General features: G+C 68.5%; 22 protein-coding genes. 10 read left to right on the top strand and 12 right to left on the bottom strand.

The window, feature by feature from the left end; translation table 11 throughout:
* Window positions 1-328 (bottom strand): aminotransferase class I/II-fold pyridoxal phosphate-dependent enzyme (locus VFO68_RS13665; protein WP_325158626.1); only part of this gene is annotated, 328 nt, incomplete at its 3' end.
* 231 nt (window positions 329-559) lie between these two features.
* Between VFO68_RS13665 and VFO68_RS13660 the strand changes: the two genes are divergently transcribed.
* The 5 genes from VFO68_RS13660 (at window position 560) to VFO68_RS13640 (ending at window position 3,380) form a co-directional block, all read left to right on the top strand.
* Complete coding sequence (locus tag VFO68_RS13660; protein WP_325158625.1) at window positions 560-1,018, top strand: hypothetical protein; 459 nt, start codon at window positions 560-562, stop codon at window positions 1,016-1,018.
* A gap of 108 nt (window positions 1,019-1,126) precedes the next feature.
* Window positions 1,127-1,336 carry a hypothetical protein gene (locus tag VFO68_RS13655; protein ID WP_325158624.1) on the top strand — a complete coding sequence of 70 codons (210 nt, stop codon included), beginning with the start codon at window positions 1,127-1,129 and terminating at the stop codon, window positions 1,334-1,336.
* 70 nt (window positions 1,337-1,406) lie between these two features.
* Window positions 1,407-1,931 (top strand): DUF1360 domain-containing protein, encoded by a 525-nt coding sequence (locus VFO68_RS13650; RefSeq protein ID WP_325158623.1) that lies wholly within the window; start codon window positions 1,407-1,409, stop codon window positions 1,929-1,931.
* Between the two features lie 43 nt (window positions 1,932-1,974).
* Window positions 1,975-2,376 carry an SRPBCC family protein gene (locus VFO68_RS13645; RefSeq protein ID WP_325158622.1) on the top strand — a complete coding sequence of 134 codons (402 nt, stop codon included), beginning with the start codon at window positions 1,975-1,977 and terminating at the stop codon, window positions 2,374-2,376.
* Entirely contained in the window at window positions 2,373-3,380 is a 1,008-nt protein-coding gene (locus VFO68_RS13640; RefSeq protein ID WP_325158621.1) for an iron-containing redox enzyme family protein, read from the top strand. Before VFO68_RS13645 ends, VFO68_RS13640 begins: the two co-directional genes overlap by 4 nt.
* A gap of 24 nt (window positions 3,381-3,404) precedes the next feature.
* On the opposite strand, the gene VFO68_RS13635 is transcribed toward VFO68_RS13640, so the two are convergent.
* The 7 genes from VFO68_RS13635 to VFO68_RS13605 form a co-directional block, all read right to left on the bottom strand.
* Window positions 3,405-4,064: a HemK2/MTQ2 family protein methyltransferase gene (locus tag VFO68_RS13635; protein WP_325158620.1), complete on the bottom strand. Its 660-nt coding sequence runs from the start codon at window positions 4,062-4,064 to the stop codon at window positions 3,405-3,407.
* A gap of 176 nt (window positions 4,065-4,240) precedes the next feature.
* Window positions 4,241-5,275 (bottom strand): hypothetical protein, encoded by a 1,035-nt coding sequence (locus tag VFO68_RS13630; protein ID WP_325158619.1) that lies wholly within the window; start codon window positions 5,273-5,275, stop codon window positions 4,241-4,243.
* Window positions 5,276-5,318: 43 nt separating this feature from the next.
* A complete protein-coding gene (tal, locus tag VFO68_RS13625) occupies window positions 5,319-6,431 on the bottom strand; it encodes a transaldolase (protein ID WP_325158618.1) in 1,113 nt (370 codons plus the stop codon).
* Complete coding sequence (locus VFO68_RS13620; RefSeq protein WP_325158617.1) at window positions 6,428-6,724, bottom strand: DUF1049 domain-containing protein; 297 nt, start codon at window positions 6,722-6,724, stop codon at window positions 6,428-6,430. Before VFO68_RS13620 ends, tal begins: the two co-directional genes overlap by 4 nt.
* Before the next feature lie 138 nt (window positions 6,725-6,862).
* On the bottom strand, window positions 6,863-7,810 hold the full coding sequence (locus tag VFO68_RS13615) for an acyl-CoA desaturase (RefSeq protein ID WP_325158630.1): 948 nt from the start codon (window positions 7,808-7,810) through the stop codon (window positions 6,863-6,865).
* A 188-nt stretch (window positions 7,811-7,998) separates the two neighbouring features.
* A complete protein-coding gene (locus VFO68_RS13610; RefSeq protein WP_325158616.1) occupies window positions 7,999-8,172 on the bottom strand; it encodes a CsbD family protein in 174 nt (57 codons plus the stop codon).
* Window positions 8,173-8,193: 21 nt separating this feature from the next.
* Window positions 8,194-8,664 carry an SRPBCC family protein gene (locus VFO68_RS13605; RefSeq protein WP_325158615.1) on the bottom strand — a complete coding sequence of 157 codons (471 nt, stop codon included), beginning with the start codon at window positions 8,662-8,664 and terminating at the stop codon, window positions 8,194-8,196.
* 256 nt (window positions 8,665-8,920) lie between these two features.
* Between VFO68_RS13605 and VFO68_RS13600 the strand changes: the two genes are divergently transcribed.
* Window positions 8,921-9,196, top strand: coding sequence for a hypothetical protein (locus VFO68_RS13600; RefSeq protein ID WP_325158614.1), 276 nt, complete (start codon window positions 8,921-8,923; stop codon window positions 9,194-9,196).
* Between the two features lie 14 nt (window positions 9,197-9,210).
* Here the strand turns inward: VFO68_RS13600 and VFO68_RS13595 are convergent, their stop codons facing one another.
* Both VFO68_RS13595 and VFO68_RS13590 read right to left on the bottom strand, forming a co-directional pair.
* Window positions 9,211-9,762, bottom strand: a complete 552-nt coding sequence (locus tag VFO68_RS13595) for a DUF5994 family protein (RefSeq protein WP_325158613.1) — start codon at window positions 9,760-9,762, stop codon at window positions 9,211-9,213.
* A gap of 74 nt (window positions 9,763-9,836) precedes the next feature.
* Window positions 9,837-10,085 (bottom strand): LapA family protein, encoded by a 249-nt coding sequence (locus VFO68_RS13590; RefSeq protein ID WP_325158612.1) that lies wholly within the window; start codon window positions 10,083-10,085, stop codon window positions 9,837-9,839.
* A gap of 568 nt (window positions 10,086-10,653) precedes the next feature.
* On the opposite strand from VFO68_RS13590, the gene VFO68_RS13585 reads away from it, so the two are divergent.
* From VFO68_RS13585 to VFO68_RS13575, 3 genes are all read left to right on the top strand, one after another.
* On the top strand, window positions 10,654-11,409 hold the full coding sequence (locus tag VFO68_RS13585) for a GAF and ANTAR domain-containing protein (RefSeq protein WP_325158611.1): 756 nt from the start codon (window positions 10,654-10,656) through the stop codon (window positions 11,407-11,409).
* Window positions 11,406-12,461, top strand: coding sequence for a magnesium and cobalt transport protein CorA (locus VFO68_RS13580; RefSeq protein ID WP_325158610.1), 1,056 nt, complete (start codon window positions 11,406-11,408; stop codon window positions 12,459-12,461). The genes VFO68_RS13585 and VFO68_RS13580 overlap by 4 nt, the downstream gene beginning before the upstream one ends.
* A gap of 198 nt (window positions 12,462-12,659) precedes the next feature.
* Window positions 12,660-13,253 (top strand): GNAT family N-acetyltransferase, encoded by a 594-nt coding sequence (locus VFO68_RS13575; protein ID WP_325158609.1) that lies wholly within the window; start codon window positions 12,660-12,662, stop codon window positions 13,251-13,253.
* A gap of 12 nt (window positions 13,254-13,265) precedes the next feature.
* On the opposite strand, the gene VFO68_RS13570 is transcribed toward VFO68_RS13575, so the two are convergent.
* The gene (locus tag VFO68_RS13570; RefSeq protein WP_325158608.1) at window positions 13,266-13,904 is read right to left on the bottom strand and encodes a hypothetical protein; all 639 of its coding nucleotides are present in this window, start codon (window positions 13,902-13,904) and stop codon (window positions 13,266-13,268) included.
* Window positions 13,905-13,921: 17 nt separating this feature from the next.
* Between VFO68_RS13570 and VFO68_RS13565 the strand changes: the two genes are divergently transcribed.
* Complete coding sequence (locus VFO68_RS13565; protein WP_325158607.1) at window positions 13,922-14,095, top strand: hypothetical protein; 174 nt, start codon at window positions 13,922-13,924, stop codon at window positions 14,093-14,095.
* Between the two features lie 55 nt (window positions 14,096-14,150).
* Here VFO68_RS13565 and VFO68_RS13560 read toward each other — a convergent pair whose 3' ends face one another.
* The gene (locus tag VFO68_RS13560; RefSeq protein ID WP_325158606.1) at window positions 14,151-14,654 is read right to left on the bottom strand and encodes an Hsp20/alpha crystallin family protein; all 504 of its coding nucleotides are present in this window, start codon (window positions 14,652-14,654) and stop codon (window positions 14,151-14,153) included.
* Between the last annotated feature and the right edge of the window lie 95 nt (window positions 14,655-14,749).

Raw genomic sequence — 14,749 nt, 5'->3', positions numbered from 1 at the left:
ATGCCATGATCGTGAAGAACATGATCGGCTTGGCGCCCGGCGTGACCACCACCCGGTCCGGTGTCGTGCGCATCCGGCCGGTGCGGTCCAGGAACTCGGCCCCGGCCGAACGCAGCTCCGGGATGCCGGGCGCCGGCACGTAGTGCGTGTGACCCGCCGCGAGCGCCTCCCGCGCGGCGGCGACGATGTGCGCCGGCGTGTCGAAGTCCGGCTCGCCGATCTCCAGATGGATGATCGTGCGGCCCTGCCGCTCCAACTCCTTGGCCTTGGCCAGCACCTCGAACGCCGACTCCGTCCCCAGCCGGTCCATCCGACGGGCAAGTTTCACGACCGCTCCCTCCCATGGTCAGGTACAGGTCACGCGGCCGGCACCGCGGATCACGCGACGCCGGCACCGCAAACCAACGCGATCCCGGCCCCGGGGTCAAGGTACAAAGACATCAGCTCCAGCGGCGGATCGGCTGAAACCACCGTTGCGGTGGGTTTGCCGGCCCGGTGGGCGGTGAAGCCCCTGCGGGTGAACGACTTTTTGGGTATCTATCTTCGGGACCAACTGGCGATGGGTGTGCTGTGGCGGGAGATGGCTCGCCGGGCGCAGCGGGCCAACCGCGACACCGCGCTCGGCGAGGCGCTGGCGGGTGTCGCGTCGGGGATCGCCGAGGATGTGGACACGTTCCGGTTGATCATGCACCGGGTCGGGGCGCGGCCCAATCCGGTCAAGACCGGGCTCGCCGTCGTCGCCGAGCGGCTCGGACGGCTCAAGCTCAACGGCCGGCTGACCAGCTACTCACCGTTGAGCCGGTTCGTGGAGCTGGAGTTCCTGGCGATGGGCATCGAGGGCAAGAAGCAGATGTGGACCACCCTGCGTGACCTCGCCGGCCTCGGTGAACGCCTCCCCGACATCGACTTCGATCACCTGATCGAGCGAGCCGAACAGCAGCGGGCCGCGCTGGAACCCTTCCGCGTCCGGACCGGAACCGACACCTTCGCCACCCGAATGGGCGCTAGTCGTCCTTGACCGGCGGCAGTTCTTCGAAGTCGACATACTCGATCGGGTGGTCCTCCGCCGGTACCGCGCCATGCCCCACCCCGGTTTCGGCCGGCCCAGGCCGGGAACCCAGGTCAGATGCCGGGTTTGGATGACAACGACGCACCCGCTGGGCCTGCGGACAGCGAACGCGACTACTACGCCGCGGCCGATGACTTCGGCGCCACCAGAAGCCATGCTCACCAAGTCCTGCAACAGGTCGAGGCCGAGGACCGGTCCGAACGACCCGGCCGGTACCACGCGGCACTGACCCAACTCATCGCCGATCTCAACCAGAACCCCCGGTGACCGGACAAGTCTCGTCCCGGGCGGCGGCATATAAGGGATGGGGCTGGGTAGCCCACGCGACGTGGTGAATGTGAGCGATGTGAAAGACGGTTTGCGCCGAAATGGACGACGGCTCCAGCAGCGGTATTCCGCCGGGAACGATCGTCCGCTACTGGCGTACTCGGTGGTGCTGGGCGGGTACACGGCGCTCGTCGGGTTGGCGGGTGTCATCGGGCGGGCTCGCGGGGTCCGGTTGCCGGCCCGGTTCAGCGTGCAGGACACCGTGCTGCTGGGACTGGCCACGCACAAGGCGAGCCGGTTGATCGCCAAGGAGTCGGTGACGAGCCCGTTGCGGGCGCCGTTCACCAGCTACGAGGGACCGACCGGGGAGGCGGAGGTCAAGGAGTCGGCGCGAGGCCACGGCATTCAGCACTCGATCGGCGAGCTCATCACGTGTCCGTTCTGCCTCGGTGTCTGGATCGCGACCGCTCTCACGGCGGGACTGGTGTTCGCCCCCAAGACGACCAGGCTGGCCACCACCGCGCTGACCGCGATCGCGGTCTCCGACCTGACCCAGCTCGTCTACGACGGCGCCAAGCCGAAGGACACCAACTGATTCATCACATGGTTTCGAGTCGACAAGCCGAAAGGAGCCTGCCATGCCCACCTATCGTCGATCCCGCACGTTGCGGGCCGGTGAGGAACGGGTTTTCGAGTATCTGGCCGATGTGCACAACCTGCCGCGCTACTTCGACCGGATGACCTCGGCCGAACCGGCCGGTGGCGACACGGTCGAGGTGACCGCCGAGGTGCACGGCGAGACCGAGCGCGGCGAGGCGTGGTTCCGGGTCGACCGCACGGCCCGGCGAATCCAATGGGGTTCCGAAGGCGACAACGACTATGCCGGCATGCTCGACCTGCGGGCCGACCAGGACCGGACCATCGTGGACATCGAGCTGCGCACCGAGCACGCCGCCGCCGAGGAGATCGACCAGTCGTTGGACACCACGCTCGACCATATCCAGCAACAGATCGAGGCCGGCTCGCCGGGTAGTTCATGACCTCGCACGTACTGGCCCGGACCGTGCCGGAGCTTCCCGAACCACGGGGGCCCCTGTCCACCGCGGTCATCGCGGCACTGCGCGACGATCCGCCACCGGACGGACTGCCGCTGGCCGAAGTCGAGCTCGCCGACCCCTACGGTGCGGACCTCACTCTCGCGCTGCACCTGTGTTACGAGTTGCACTACCGGGGTTTTCGCTCGGTACGGCCGGACTGGGAGTGGCAGCCCGATCTGCTGCGGCTGCGGGCTGTCCTGGAGCGCACGTTCCTGACCGCGGTCCGCCGCGATGTGGACGGGGGAGACGACGTGGCGGCCGCGTTGGACCCGCTGCTGGTCGAGCACGTGCCCGGCGCGGGCATCTCGCACCGGTTGCGGGACAACGGAACCCTCGACCAGGTGCGCGAGTACTTCGTCCACCGCTCGATCTACCACCACAAGGAGGCCGACCCGCACGCCTGGGTCATCCCACGACTTTCCGGCCAGGCCAAGGCATCCCTGGTCGCCGTCGAGTTCGACGAGTTCGGCGGCGGGCACGCCGACCGGATGCACTCCCAACTCTTCGCCGACCTGCTCGACGCCGCCGGGCTCAATCCCGGCTATCTGCACTACCTCGACGTGGTGCCGGCGCCGGCGATCGCCATCGTCAACCTGATGTCGATGTTCGGCCTGCACCGGGCGCTGCGGGGCGCACTGGTCGGGCACTTCACCGCCGCCGAGATCACCACCGCACCCAGCGCCCACCGGATGGCCCAGGCGCTGCGCCGGCTCGAACTGCCCGAGCCGTGTATCCGGTTCTATACCGAGCACATCGAGGCGGACGCGGTGCACGAGCAGGTGATGCGCCGCGACGTGGTCGGCGACCTGCTCGACCGGGAACCAGAACTCGCCGCGGACATCGTCCTGGGGGTGCAGGCGACCGAACTGCTCGAACAACGGCTGGCCGATCACCTGACGGCCACCTGGGACGCCGGAACGACCTCGCTGCGTCAACCGCTGCCCTGATCACACACCGGAGGGCGCACAACGTCAGGCGGTGGGCTCGGTGCGGTCACCCCGGATCACCACCAACTCCTCGTGGCGCTGACCGGCTTCGATGAGTCCGGCACGTTCCAGGAACCCGATTCGGCCGCGCATCACCGGCCCGAACGGCTCGGTCCGCCTGGCCACGACGGATGCCTTCAACCCGCCGCCGCGCAACTGATGCAGCGTGCGATCCACCCCGCACAGGGCCGAGTGCACGATCAGGATCACGCCGCGGGCCGTGAGCAGCATCGGTGCCAGCGCCGTCACCCGGTCCAGCATCGCGCGGCCGTCGCCACCGGCATCCCAGGCCCTGGCCCGCCCTCGGGTCGGCGGTTGGTGGCGGGACGGCACGTACGGCGGGTTGGCCAGGATCACATCGAACCTGTGGTCCGCGGCCGCCTCCAGCGCGTCGCCGCGGCGCACCCGAACCGGCGCACCCCGCAGGACCGCGTTCACCCAGGTCGTCACCACGGCGGGGCGGGAGACGTCCACCGCCAGCACCCGCGCGGCCCCGGCCCGGGCCGCGGCGAGCGACAGAGCACCGGCGCCCGACCCGACGTCCAACACCGAAGCGCCCCGCGGTATCGCCGCCTGCGCGATCGTCTCGGCCAACATCAAGGTATCCGCCTGTGGCCGGTACACACCCGGCAGCCGCACCATCATGGAAAGAAACCTCCAGAACCAACCATGACCACAATGGACAGAACGAAAAGCCCGCGCGGAGATCCCCTCTGCCGACGAGCGGCAAAGGGGATGGGGACCTGCGGGGGATGATCGGGAGCGCCGGCTGCTTGACGCTCCACAGATCTACCCGGAGAACCTCGCGGGAAACCTGGCTACTACACGAACGGGTAAGCCTGAACATCTGATGAAGCGGGCGTCGTCCGAAGCCATTGCAGGATGGCGTCGTAGACGCGATCGTGCCCGAGGAGGTCGAAGTGATGCAGCCCGCCCAGCCAGCGCACGTCCGCGTTGTGGGTCGGATCCGCGGCGCTTGCCGGGCGGACCAGCAGGTCGCCGACGAGTCTGCCCCAGATGCTGTGCTGCGACCGGGACAGCGTCGCGGCCACGAACAGCTGCCGTACAGGTGGGGGCGGCGGGGGGTCCCCGGAACGATCGAACCGTTGGCCGTCGGTGCCTCGGGTTTCGTGCAGGTAGCCCTTCGCGAGATCCTGGATGCCGTTGCTGCGAACCGCCAACAGCCGGCGAAGCGGTCCGGTCAGCGGCGACCGGCCGAGCAGGGCCGCCGTACGGGCCACCGCGCGCTCCAACGGCGCGCCGGTGTGTGGCGTGCCGAGACACACCAGCCCAGCCACCTGGGACCGCCACGGATGAGCGAGGTCGTGAGCGTGGTGCAGCGCGCTCCGCGCCACCAGGCCGCCCATCGAGTGTCCAATGAGGATGATCTCGGTGACCTCCACCGGCCAGTTGCCGACGAGGTCGCTGAGCAGACCGGCAAGCTCGTGGCCGTTGTCGGTGACGTGGCGACCGGTGCGGTATCGGACATACACCGGGCTGCATGCCAGGTCGTCGGCGAGGCGACCACCGAAGTCCCTACCCGCTGGGGTGCGAAACCAGGAGCGTTCGGTTTCCACCAACCCGTGAACAAAGATCACCAGCCGTCCCGATGCCGCCGGAAAGGCCGCGGCGAGCGATGCTCGGTCGGTAGGAATCCGGCGATGTCCGCGTCGCACCGACATCGCCGCGGGAAGGGCGTCACCGCGCACATAGGTGCGTTCGCCGAAGGCGCCGTGGGCGAAACCGATCGCTGAGGTCGCCAGAATGTGGTGCCAACGCCACACGGAACGGGGAGAACGCTTCACTGCGTCGAGATCGGACCCGTCGACGTCAAGGGTGGCCTGACCATGCGCCATTTGTCGTGCTCTCCTTGTGGCATATCTGCGGACGGACGTCGAGCTAGTGGATGTTGGCGAGTTGGTCGCGGACGGAGCTTTGCAACTCGCTCCAGGAGTTCTCGAACTTCTTGACGCCGTCGTTTTCCAGGGTGAGAAACACGTCGGTCAGGTCCACACCGGCCGTCTCGAGGTCGGTGAACACCTGCCGGGCCTGTTCGGCGGAACCGGTGAACCGGTCACTGTCGATGGTGCCGTGGTCGGCGAAGGCGCGCAGGGTCTTCTCCGGCATGGTGTTGACCGTGTGGGGTACGACGAGCTCGGAGACGTAGCGGGTATCCGGGTAGTCGGGATTCTTGACTCCGGTCGAGGCCCACAGCGGTCGTTGGGGCAGCGCGCCCCCGGCCTTGAGCGCTTTCCACCGGTCGCTGGAGAAGACCTTCTCGTAGGCGGCGTAGGCGAGGCGGCAGTTGGCGATGCCGGCCTTGCCGCGCAGTGCCATGGCCGCGTCGCTGCCGATGGCCTCGAGCCGCTTGTCGATCTCGGTGTCCACCCGGGAGACGAAGAACGAGGCGACGGACGCGATGCGGCTGATGTCGTGGCCGTTGGCGGCCGCCTGCTCGATGCCGTCGAGATAGGCGTCCATGACCAGTTCGTAGCGCTCGACGGAGAAGATCAGGGTCACGTTGACGCTGATGCCCTCGGCGAGGGTGGCGACGATGGCCGGCAGGCCCTGCTCGGTGGCCGGGATCTTGATCAGCAGGTTGGGTCGGTCGACGGCCTTCCACAGGTCGCACGCCTGGGCGACGGTGGCGTCGCTGTCCCGGGCCAGGGTCGGATCGACCTCGAGGGAGACCCGCCCGTCCAGGCCGTTGGTGGCCTTGTAGGTGTCGCTGAACAGGTCGCAGGCGTGCTGCACGTCGGCGACGGTGATCTCGCGGATCGCCGAGGTGATGTCGGTGCCGCGGCGGGCGAGTTCGCGGACCTGCTGGTCGTAGGCCGCACCGTTGGACAGGGCGGTGGCGAAGATCGACGGGTTGGTGGTGACGCCGACGACGTAGTAGTTCTCGATGAGTTCGGTCAGGTCGCCCGACCGCAGCCGCTCTCGCGAGAGGTCGTCGAGCCAGATGGAGACTCCTGCGGCGGACAGGGCGGCGAGCCGTTCATGGGTGCTCACAGTCGGTTCTCCTCCGGGAGCGTGTTACCGGCGTCGGGTTGTCGCGGACCGCCGCGGCGGCGGGCGAGGCGGCGCAGTTGGGTGATCCGGGCGGTGCCCAGGATCAGAGTGATCAGCACCGAGCCCACGGCGGCGATCAGCAGCGCGACGGCCAGCGAGGTGCTGGCGGTCATCCACAGGAACGAGATCTCGGTGCTACGGGTGTTCTGTACCAGGAACACGATCAGCGCGATGGCGATGACCGCGGCCGCGGCCAACCCCACCCACGCGGCCCCGGTGCGGGTGCGCGGCACCCGCCTCGGTGCTGCGGCCGGTGCGGACCCGCCGTTGGTCGCCGGCGGTGCGGCGGGCTGCGCGGGAGTTGTCCGCAGGGGTTCGACCGGTCGTTGCGCTGCCGGCTCCGCGGGTACGCGGCGTTGGGACATGGCGGATCACTTCCTGTTCGAGGGCGCAAAGTCCGCTGTCGGGAGGCGACGTGCATTTCCTGTCGACTTGAGTTTGCGCGCGAGGCGCTCGGGCCGGGGCCAGCGGACGTGCGTGGCCCAGCCGAGCTTTTCGAAGGCCCAGATGATCCGGGCCGAGATGTCGATCTGTCCCTTTTGGACGCCATGCCGGGCGCAGGTGGGGTCGGCATGGTGGGAGTTGTGCCAGGACTCGCCCATGGAGGCGATGGCCAGCGGCCAGAAGTTCGCCGCCTTGTCCCGGGACTCGAACGGCCGCTCACCGATCATGTGGCAGATCGAGTTCACCGACCACGTCACGTGGTGCAACACCGCGACCCGAACCAGGCTGGCCCAGAAGAACGCGGTCACCGCACCCCACCAGGACCAGGTGAGCAGACCGCCGAGCACCGCCGGCGCGAGCAGGGTCACCACGGTCAGCACCGGAAACAGCCGGTCGATGCGTTGGATGTCGTTGTCGGCCACCAGGTCCGGGGCGAACCGCTGGACGTTGGTGCGCTCCCGGTTGAACATCCAACCCATGTGCGCGTGCCAGAATCCCTTGGCCAGGGCGGCGGCCGAGGTGCCGAACAACCACGGGGAGTGCGGGTCGCCTTCCCGGTCCGCGTAGGCGTGATGGCGACGGTGGTCGGCGACCCAGCCGATGACCGGGCCCTGCATGGCCATGCTCCCGACGACGGCGAGGGCGATCCGCAAGCCGCGCCGGGCCTTGAACGCGCCGTGGGTGAAGTACCGGTGGAAACCGATGGTGACACCCAGGCAGGTCAGCGTGTAGAAGAACACGGCCAGGCCGATGTCGACCCAGCCCAACCCCCATCCCCAGGCGACCGGCACCGCCGCCGCCAAGGCGAGCAGCGGCACGATCGCGAACACCTTCACCAGCACCATCTGGGTCGGGCTCTTCTCACCCGCCAGCATCGGCTGCGGCCCGGTGCGGGCCTCCTGCGTCGAACGATCAAGCGTACTAGTCACGTGATATCTCCTGGTGACGACTGCGATGTGCGTGGCCACCGGGGACTGGGGTGACTAGGTATGAGTCATGTCGACGTGGCGATTGGTTGTGGGCCGGGCGGGAGAGTTCCCCGTCCGGCCCACACCGCCGTCAGTTAGTCCTTGAAAGCGTCCTTGACCTTTTCGACGCCCTGCTTCAGGTTGCCCTTGGCCTGGTCGCCCTGGCCTTCCGTTTCGAGGCCCTTGTCGCCGGTGACCTTTCCGGCGGCCTCCTTGGCCTTGCCCTTCAGCTCGTCGGCCTTGGCGTCGAACTTGTCATCGGTGCTCATGGTGATCCTTTCTGGTTGGGCTCAGTGGTTGGTGCTGCCGGGCCGGTCGACGTCGCCGCGCCATGCGCCGGTCTCGCTGCCACGGGATTCGATGAAGCTCTTGAACCGCTTCATGTCCGCCTTGACCCTGCCCTTGAGGACACCGAGCTTGTCCGCGACGTTCTCGACGAAGCCTTCGGGGTCGATCTCCATCTGCGCAGTGACCCGGGTGGTGGCCTCGCCGAGCCGGTGGAAGGTGACCACACCGGCGTGCTGCGGACCGTCGTTGGAACGCCAGGCGATCCGCTCGTCCGGATGCTGCTCGGTGATCGTGGCGTCGAACTCGCGCCGCACACCCGCGGCGCTCACCACCCAGTGCGTGCGGGTGTCATCCACCTGCGTGATCGAGTCCACGCCCTCCATGAACTGGGGGAAGGACTCGAACTGGGTCCACTGGTTGTACGCGGTCGGCACATCGACATCGACATCGATCGACTCGGTGATACTGCTCAAGATCTGGACTCCCTAACCGCTCAGACATCATGCTGAGCAAGAGAACTCGCTGGGAACGCACCGGCACGTTGTTTGAACCGGTAGAAGCGGAAACAGAGACCGGACGGGCCTCCGCCATCGCTGGTCGAGGGGTACCGCCGGTCCTGGTGAGCTAAACCTGCTGTGGCCGGGGTCTCGGAACGGCTCGAGCGGGGTAGGGTGAGCGGGTAAGTGCCCCAGCCCCCGGCGTGTCGAGAGCCGACCGAAGGGCCTTGTCATGGCACTCGTCGATGTTCCGGGTAACGGGAAGTCCGATTCCGGCGCCATCGAGATCATCCTGCGGGCCGCTCGGCTGGGTCTGTTCACCGCGGCCGAAGCCCGGCTGCTGATCGACCGCATCCGCCAGCACACGGCCGCCCTCGACCATCCGGCACACGGCGACCGGGCCGGTACGCCGCGCCTGACGGAGGTGTGCGTCTTCGCCTTGCCGGACCAGTCCGGTTCCGTGCGGATCAGCGTGCTGGACCTCGACCACCCGTGGTGGAGGGGTTAACCAGGGCGGGGTGGTCAGGCACGTGGGGAGGACACCAGGCCGCCGTCGACCTCCCAGCGCTGCACGGAGCGGTCGTCGGGCCGGTCGCCGGCCGGCGCAGCGGGCTCGGCGGCGAGCGGTGTGAGCAGATCCTCGATGCTGTCGACGTTGTTGCGCCGGGCCGCGATCATCATGATCGAGTGTGCGGTTGCGGCGTCGGTCGCGGGTGGGAGGACCAGCAGGGTCAGCCGCGTTCCGTTCGATGCGATCACGTCGATCGTGTGCGGGTGTTGGGCGTGGAACCCGCCCAGCCGCACCTGGTGCCCGTCGACGTCGACGCGACGGTCGGCGACGGTCCAGGTGGTGAGGTTGTAGCTGACCCGGCCGATGCGACCCAGCCGAACGCCCAGCACCGATAACAGCGCCGGCAGTTCGGCGGACAGGTCCCACGAGCGGGGCCACCATGCTCCGTCGACGTCGCCCGTGGTGGGCGCCTGCGGCTTGAGCTTCAACCGCAGGGTCTGCCGAGGCTCGGTGACCGTGCTGTCCGGAGAGGTGGCGAGATGAAGGTGCGGACCCGACGTCATGTCGGTGCTCCCGTCCCCGGCCGAACCGCGGCCGGTCTGGGGTGGGTCGTCGAGGACGACGCCCACAGGGATGGTCAGGTGCGGTTCTTGCGGACCTGCCGGCGCAGCTGCGTGATGCGCGCGGTGCCGATCGCCAGGGTGATCAGAACGGAGCCGACGGCGGCGATGAGCAGCGCGACGGCCAGTGGGGTGCTGGTGGTCATCCACAGGAAGGAGATCTCGGTGCTGCGGGTGTTCTGCACCAGGAAGATGATCAGCAGGACGGCGAGGAGAGCGGCGGCGATGAGGCCCGCCCAGGCGGCTCCGGTGCGGGTGCGGGGCACTCGTGCCGGTTCCGCGGCAGGCGGCTGAGCCGGCGGCGCAGGGGTGCGGCGCGTGGCTGGGGTGGGCGTGGCGCCAACGGAGGCTGGAGCCTGGCCGTTGGTCTCACGGAGGGTGCGGTGCGGGAGGGACATACAAACCACTGCTTCCAAAGGGGCCGGAAGGGCTGGCACCTCGGAGGTGGGATGTCGTCGCGACCGGAATACCTTCAGTGTACGCGCTGCGGGGGCCGATTGGCGCGGTTGGTCCGGGCGGGTCGAGACAGTCCGCAGTGGACGGACGTGCGCGCCCCCGGACCTTGGTCCGGCTGATGACGGGCTTTCTGCCGGTCGGGGGCGTACAGTGGGAGGGTAGCTGCCCCAGCCCCCGGCGTGACGCTCACCGATCGAGGGCTGCCTATGACACTCCAGCAGGTCAGGATCGCGGCTATTGCTCAGGACGGTCACCCGATCGGTGGTGCCCCGGTTGATCCTGACAGGACAGTGCGATGATCACGACCCTTTCGGCGCGGCCTGATCGGGGTCCGAACCCGGCGGTCCCACCCGGCCGGTCGAAAGGGTGGCGGAACTCATGACGAGCAGGGAACAGCTCATCGCCACCACGTTCGTGGAACTGGCCGACACGTTGGTCGCCGACTTCGACGTCATCGACTTCCTGCACACCCTGGCCATCCGCAGCGTCGAGCTGCTCGGCGCCACCGCCGCCGGGATCATGCTCGCCGACCAGCATGGCGAGTTGCGGGTGATGGCGTCCTCCACCGAGGAGGCCCGGCTGCTCGAGCTCTACGAACTGCAGAACAACGAAGGACCCTGCCTGGACTGCTACCGCACCGGAAAGCCTGTGGCCCGCGCCGGACTGCCCGCCATGCACTCGGCCTGGCCGGCGTTCACCCCGCGACTGCGGCAACTCGGGTTCCATTCCGCACAGGCACTTCCGATGCGGCTGCGCACGGAAACGATCGGCGCGCTGAACCTGTTCCGCGCCGAGCCGGGCCCGCTGAGCGAGGCGGATCGGGGCATCGGTCAGGCCATGGCCGATGTCGCCACCGTCGGCCTGCTGCAGGAACGCGCGATCGCCGCCCGTGCGCAGCTCGCCACCCAGCTCCAGGCGGCGCTCACCAGCCGGGTCGTCCTCGAGCAGGCCAAGGGCATGCTCGCGCAGCGCACCGGCCTGTCGCTGGACCAGGCCTTCCAGCTGATGCGCGGCTACGCCCGCAGCAACAACCGCCGCCTCAGCGACGTCGCCGCGCACATCATCGCCGGAACCATCGACAGTGACCTGCTTCGCGTCCACCGGCGCGCCAAACCCACACCACGTCCGACATGACCACCACCGGAAATGGCCGTCCGCCGCCGGTGGACACCAGCGTCATCAACAACGTCGTCTATCTCGACGGCCGGCCGGCCGAGTTCCCGGCCACACTGGGGGAGACGTTCCGGTTGCTGCGGCAGCCGGGCAGCATGGCCTGGATCGGGCTGTACCGGCCGGGCGAGGCGCAGTTGTTGTCCGCGGCCACCCAGTTCGGGTTGCACGAACTGGCGGTGGAAGACGCCATCACCGCCCACCAGCGCCCGAAGCTGGAACGCTACGGCGACACCCTGTTCGTGGTCCTGCGCTCGGCCCACTACCGCGACGAGGCCGAAGAGGTCTCCTTCGGTGAGCTGCACCTGTTCGTGGGACCGAACTTCGTGCTGACCGTGCGCCACAGCCAAGGACCGGACCTGGCCGCGGTGCGCCGCCGCCTGGAAAACGATCCCGCCCTGTTGCGACGCGGCCCCGAGGCCGTGCTCTATGCGGTGCTGGACGCCGTGGTGGACGCCTACGCTCCCGTGGTGACCGGTCTCCAGAACGACATCGACGAGATCGAAACCGAGGTGTTCGGCCGCGACCCGAAAGTCTCCCGGCGCATCTACGAACTCTCCCGCGAGGTAGTGCAGTTCCATCGCGCCACCCAACCCCTGGTCGGCATGCTCGACAGTCTCGCCGCCGGTTTCACGAAATACGACACCGACGAGGAACTGCGGCGCTACCTGCGCGACGTCGCCGACCATGCCACCACCGTGGTCGAGCAGGTGGACAACTTCCGCGGCATGCTCGCCGACATCCTCACCGTCAACGCCACTTTGGTCTCCCAAACCCAGAACGAGGAGATGCAACGCCTCGCCGAGGCCAGCAACCTCCAGAACGAGGAACTCAAGAAGATCTCCGCCTGGGCGGCCATCCTGTTCGCTCCCACCCTGATCGGCACCGTCTACGGCATGAACTTCCAACACATGCCCGAACTGCACTGGACCCTCGGCTACCCGTTCGCACTGCTGCTGATGGCCGCCGTCTGCGTCGGCCTCTACCTGATCTTCAAACGTCGCGGCTGGCTCTGACCCCTACGCTCCGCGGTGTAGGCTCGGTGGTACGGAGAGCAGTCGGACGGGAGGTCCGCGGCGCTCCGGTTTGGCGGTAGAACTCCGGCGAGATGCGATAGTCGGTGTTGTCGACGGCACCTCGTATTCCGGCGATAGAGCCGGTTTCGTCATCGACGAAACAACTTCCGGTCGCCGGCCGGAGACCGGAGCACGCACATGACCCCGATGATCTCGACGACCCAGGTTCTGACCACGCAGCGGCTGACGCTGCGGCCTTGGCGGGTCGACGACGCACAGTCCGCGCTGGACATCTTCGGGCATGTTGAGGTGACCCGCTGGCTCAGCCCCGACATGGACCTGGTCGCCGACCTGGCCGCGATGCGCCTGCTGCTGCAGCAGTGGATCGCCGAGGACGCGCGGCTGGCCGCGCCGGCCGGCCGGTGGGCCATCCAGCGCGACACCGACAGCCTGGTCATCGGCGGAGCCGCACTGCTCCCGCTGCCACCCGGCAACGAAGACCTGGAAATCGGCTGGCAACTCCACCCCGACACCTGGGGAAACGGCTACGCCAGCGAGGCGACCCACGCGCTGGCGACCTGGGCGTTCAGCCAGGACGTCAACGAGATCTTCGCGGTCGTGCGGCCCGAGAACGTCCGCGCCGCGGCCACCGTGCGGCACAACGGCATGCACTGGGTCGGCGAAACCACCAAATACTTCGACACCGACCTGCAGGTGTTCCGGCTCCGCACGGCCGATCTCGACCGGGCGGCGCCCGAGGGCCACCATCCACCCAACCTCAGCCACGACTGATCGCCTCGGCGGTCAGGCGTCCGGCACCCGTACGGCGATCTCCGTGCCGAGTTCGGCTCCGCCGGCCAGGTCGAGGCGGTCGCCGCTCCAGAACCGGCCGGGGTCGTACCAGCTCGGCCGATGTCCCGGCGGGAGCAGGCCCATCGCCTGGTAGGTGCGGGCGACGATCTCCGCGCAGTAGGCGGTGTCCAGGCCGGTGTCGTCGGCATTGCGCCTGCCGCCGCGCAGCCGGCCACCGAGCCACCGCGCGGCGAGCCGGGCGGTGCTGGGGAAGGGGGTGCCGTCCAGGCGGGCGATGGTGCGCAGCACGGCGTCGTCCAGCTCGCGGGTGCGCGGGCAGTGCAACTGGCGCAACCAGGCCCGTTGCCGGTACCGGGTGGCCCACACCATGACCGCGCTGCGCAGATCGTGCAGTTGCGCGCCCCGCTGGTGGGTGCCGGTCCACAGGTCCGGCAGTGATCGACCCAGTTCCGCGTGCCACATCAGCGCCGGCAGGTCCTCGATGACCACCGCCATGCCGACGTGGTTGACCGGGCTGTTCGTGGTGACCTGAATCGTCCGGTCGGCCGCGGAGCGCCCGCGAAAGAGCCACACGTCCCCCGTGCGCGTCAGGGCGACGGCCTCGTCGAGATCAAGTGGAGTACCCGGCACGGCGCTATCCTAGGTCGATGCGCTGGTGGAAGATGCTCGGTCTGGCGGCGTTTCTCGGCGTGGCGGCCACCGGTGTGGTGATCGCCCGGGACGAGCGGCGCCGCCGCGCCTACACACCCGAGGAGATCCGCAGCCGGCTGCACACCCGGCTGGCCGAAGCCGAGTCCCAGCCGGCCGACCCGCCGGCCTGACCGTGGACACACCGTCACCCCCCGCTCGGTGCCGAGCGGGGGGTGACGACTGCTCCTACTTCGTGGTGCCGTTCGATGTGCCGGCCAGTGCCGGTGACGCAACGGCATGCACCTCGATGCGCTTGGGCTTTGCCTCCTCGGCCTTGGGGATCACCACGCGCAGTACACCGTCTTCGAACGTCGCGTCGATGGCGTCGGCCGCCACATGCAGAGGCAGGGTGATCGAGCGTCGGAACTGGCCGTAGCGGCGCTCCACCAGGTGGGTCTGCTCGTCTTCGGAGGCCTGGACCTCATCCCGCTCGCCCTGGATGGTGAGCAGACCGTCCTGGTAGGCGATCTCCAGGTCGTCGAGCTTCACTCCGGGAAGTTCCACCGCGACGACGTAGGCGTCGTTGCGCTCGGAGATATCGATCGCCGGCGACCATGCCGCAGCGCTGGTCCCGCTGAAGCCGGACTGCTGCAGCTCCTGCCCGCGGGTCTGCCCCAGCATTCTGGTCAGGTAGTAGATCGCCTGTTCCTGCGCGCCGCGCAGATCGTGAAAAGCATCCCAGCGCGTCATGACTTCCATTGTGCACACGTCCTTGCTCTGTTTCACTGGCGGCTCGGGATGAATGTCCCAAACGGACGGAACACTGTTCACTTGTCGAGCAACCA

It is taken from the genome of Actinophytocola sp., from assembly GCF_035712165.1.
GTDB lineage: Bacteria > Actinomycetota > Actinomycetes > Mycobacteriales > Pseudonocardiaceae > DASYTH01.
Note: the sequence above shows the minus strand (reverse complement) of the source record. Positions and strands in the feature narration are given on the sequence as shown.

Coding starts and splice junctions, on each gene's coding strand:
- VFO68_RS13660 (WP_325158625.1), top strand. CDS start 560: ATGGGTGTGCTGTGGCGGGAGATGGCTCGCCGGGCGCAGCGGGCCAAC.
- VFO68_RS13655 (WP_325158624.1), top strand. CDS start 1,127: ATGCCGGGTTTGGATGACAACGACGCACCCGCTGGGCCTGCGGACAGC.
- VFO68_RS13645 (WP_325158622.1), top strand. CDS start 1,975: ATGCCCACCTATCGTCGATCCCGCACGTTGCGGGCCGGTGAGGAACGG.
- VFO68_RS13640 (WP_325158621.1), top strand. CDS start 2,373: ATGACCTCGCACGTACTGGCCCGGACCGTGCCGGAGCTTCCCGAACCA.
- VFO68_RS13635 (WP_325158620.1), bottom strand. CDS start 4,064: ATGATGGTGCGGCTGCCGGGTGTGTACCGGCCACAGGCGGATACCTTG.
- VFO68_RS13630 (WP_325158619.1), bottom strand. CDS start 5,275: ATGGCGCATGGTCAGGCCACCCTTGACGTCGACGGGTCCGATCTCGAC.
- VFO68_RS13615 (WP_325158630.1), bottom strand. CDS start 7,810: ATGCTGGCGGGTGAGAAGAGCCCGACCCAGATGGTGCTGGTGAAGGTG.
- VFO68_RS13610 (WP_325158616.1), bottom strand. CDS start 8,172: ATGAGCACCGATGACAAGTTCGACGCCAAGGCCGACGAGCTGAAGGGC.
- VFO68_RS13600 (WP_325158614.1), top strand. CDS start 8,921: ATGGCACTCGTCGATGTTCCGGGTAACGGGAAGTCCGATTCCGGCGCC.
- VFO68_RS13595 (WP_325158613.1), bottom strand. CDS start 9,762: ATGACGTCGGGTCCGCACCTTCATCTCGCCACCTCTCCGGACAGCACG.
- VFO68_RS13585 (WP_325158611.1), top strand. CDS start 10,654: ATGACGAGCAGGGAACAGCTCATCGCCACCACGTTCGTGGAACTGGCC.
- VFO68_RS13580 (WP_325158610.1), top strand. CDS start 11,406: ATGACCACCACCGGAAATGGCCGTCCGCCGCCGGTGGACACCAGCGTC.
- VFO68_RS13575 (WP_325158609.1), top strand. CDS start 12,660: ATGACCCCGATGATCTCGACGACCCAGGTTCTGACCACGCAGCGGCTG.
- VFO68_RS13565 (WP_325158607.1), top strand. CDS start 13,922: ATGCGCTGGTGGAAGATGCTCGGTCTGGCGGCGTTTCTCGGCGTGGCG.
- VFO68_RS13560 (WP_325158606.1), bottom strand. CDS start 14,654: ATGACGCGCTGGGATGCTTTTCACGATCTGCGCGGCGCGCAGGAACAG.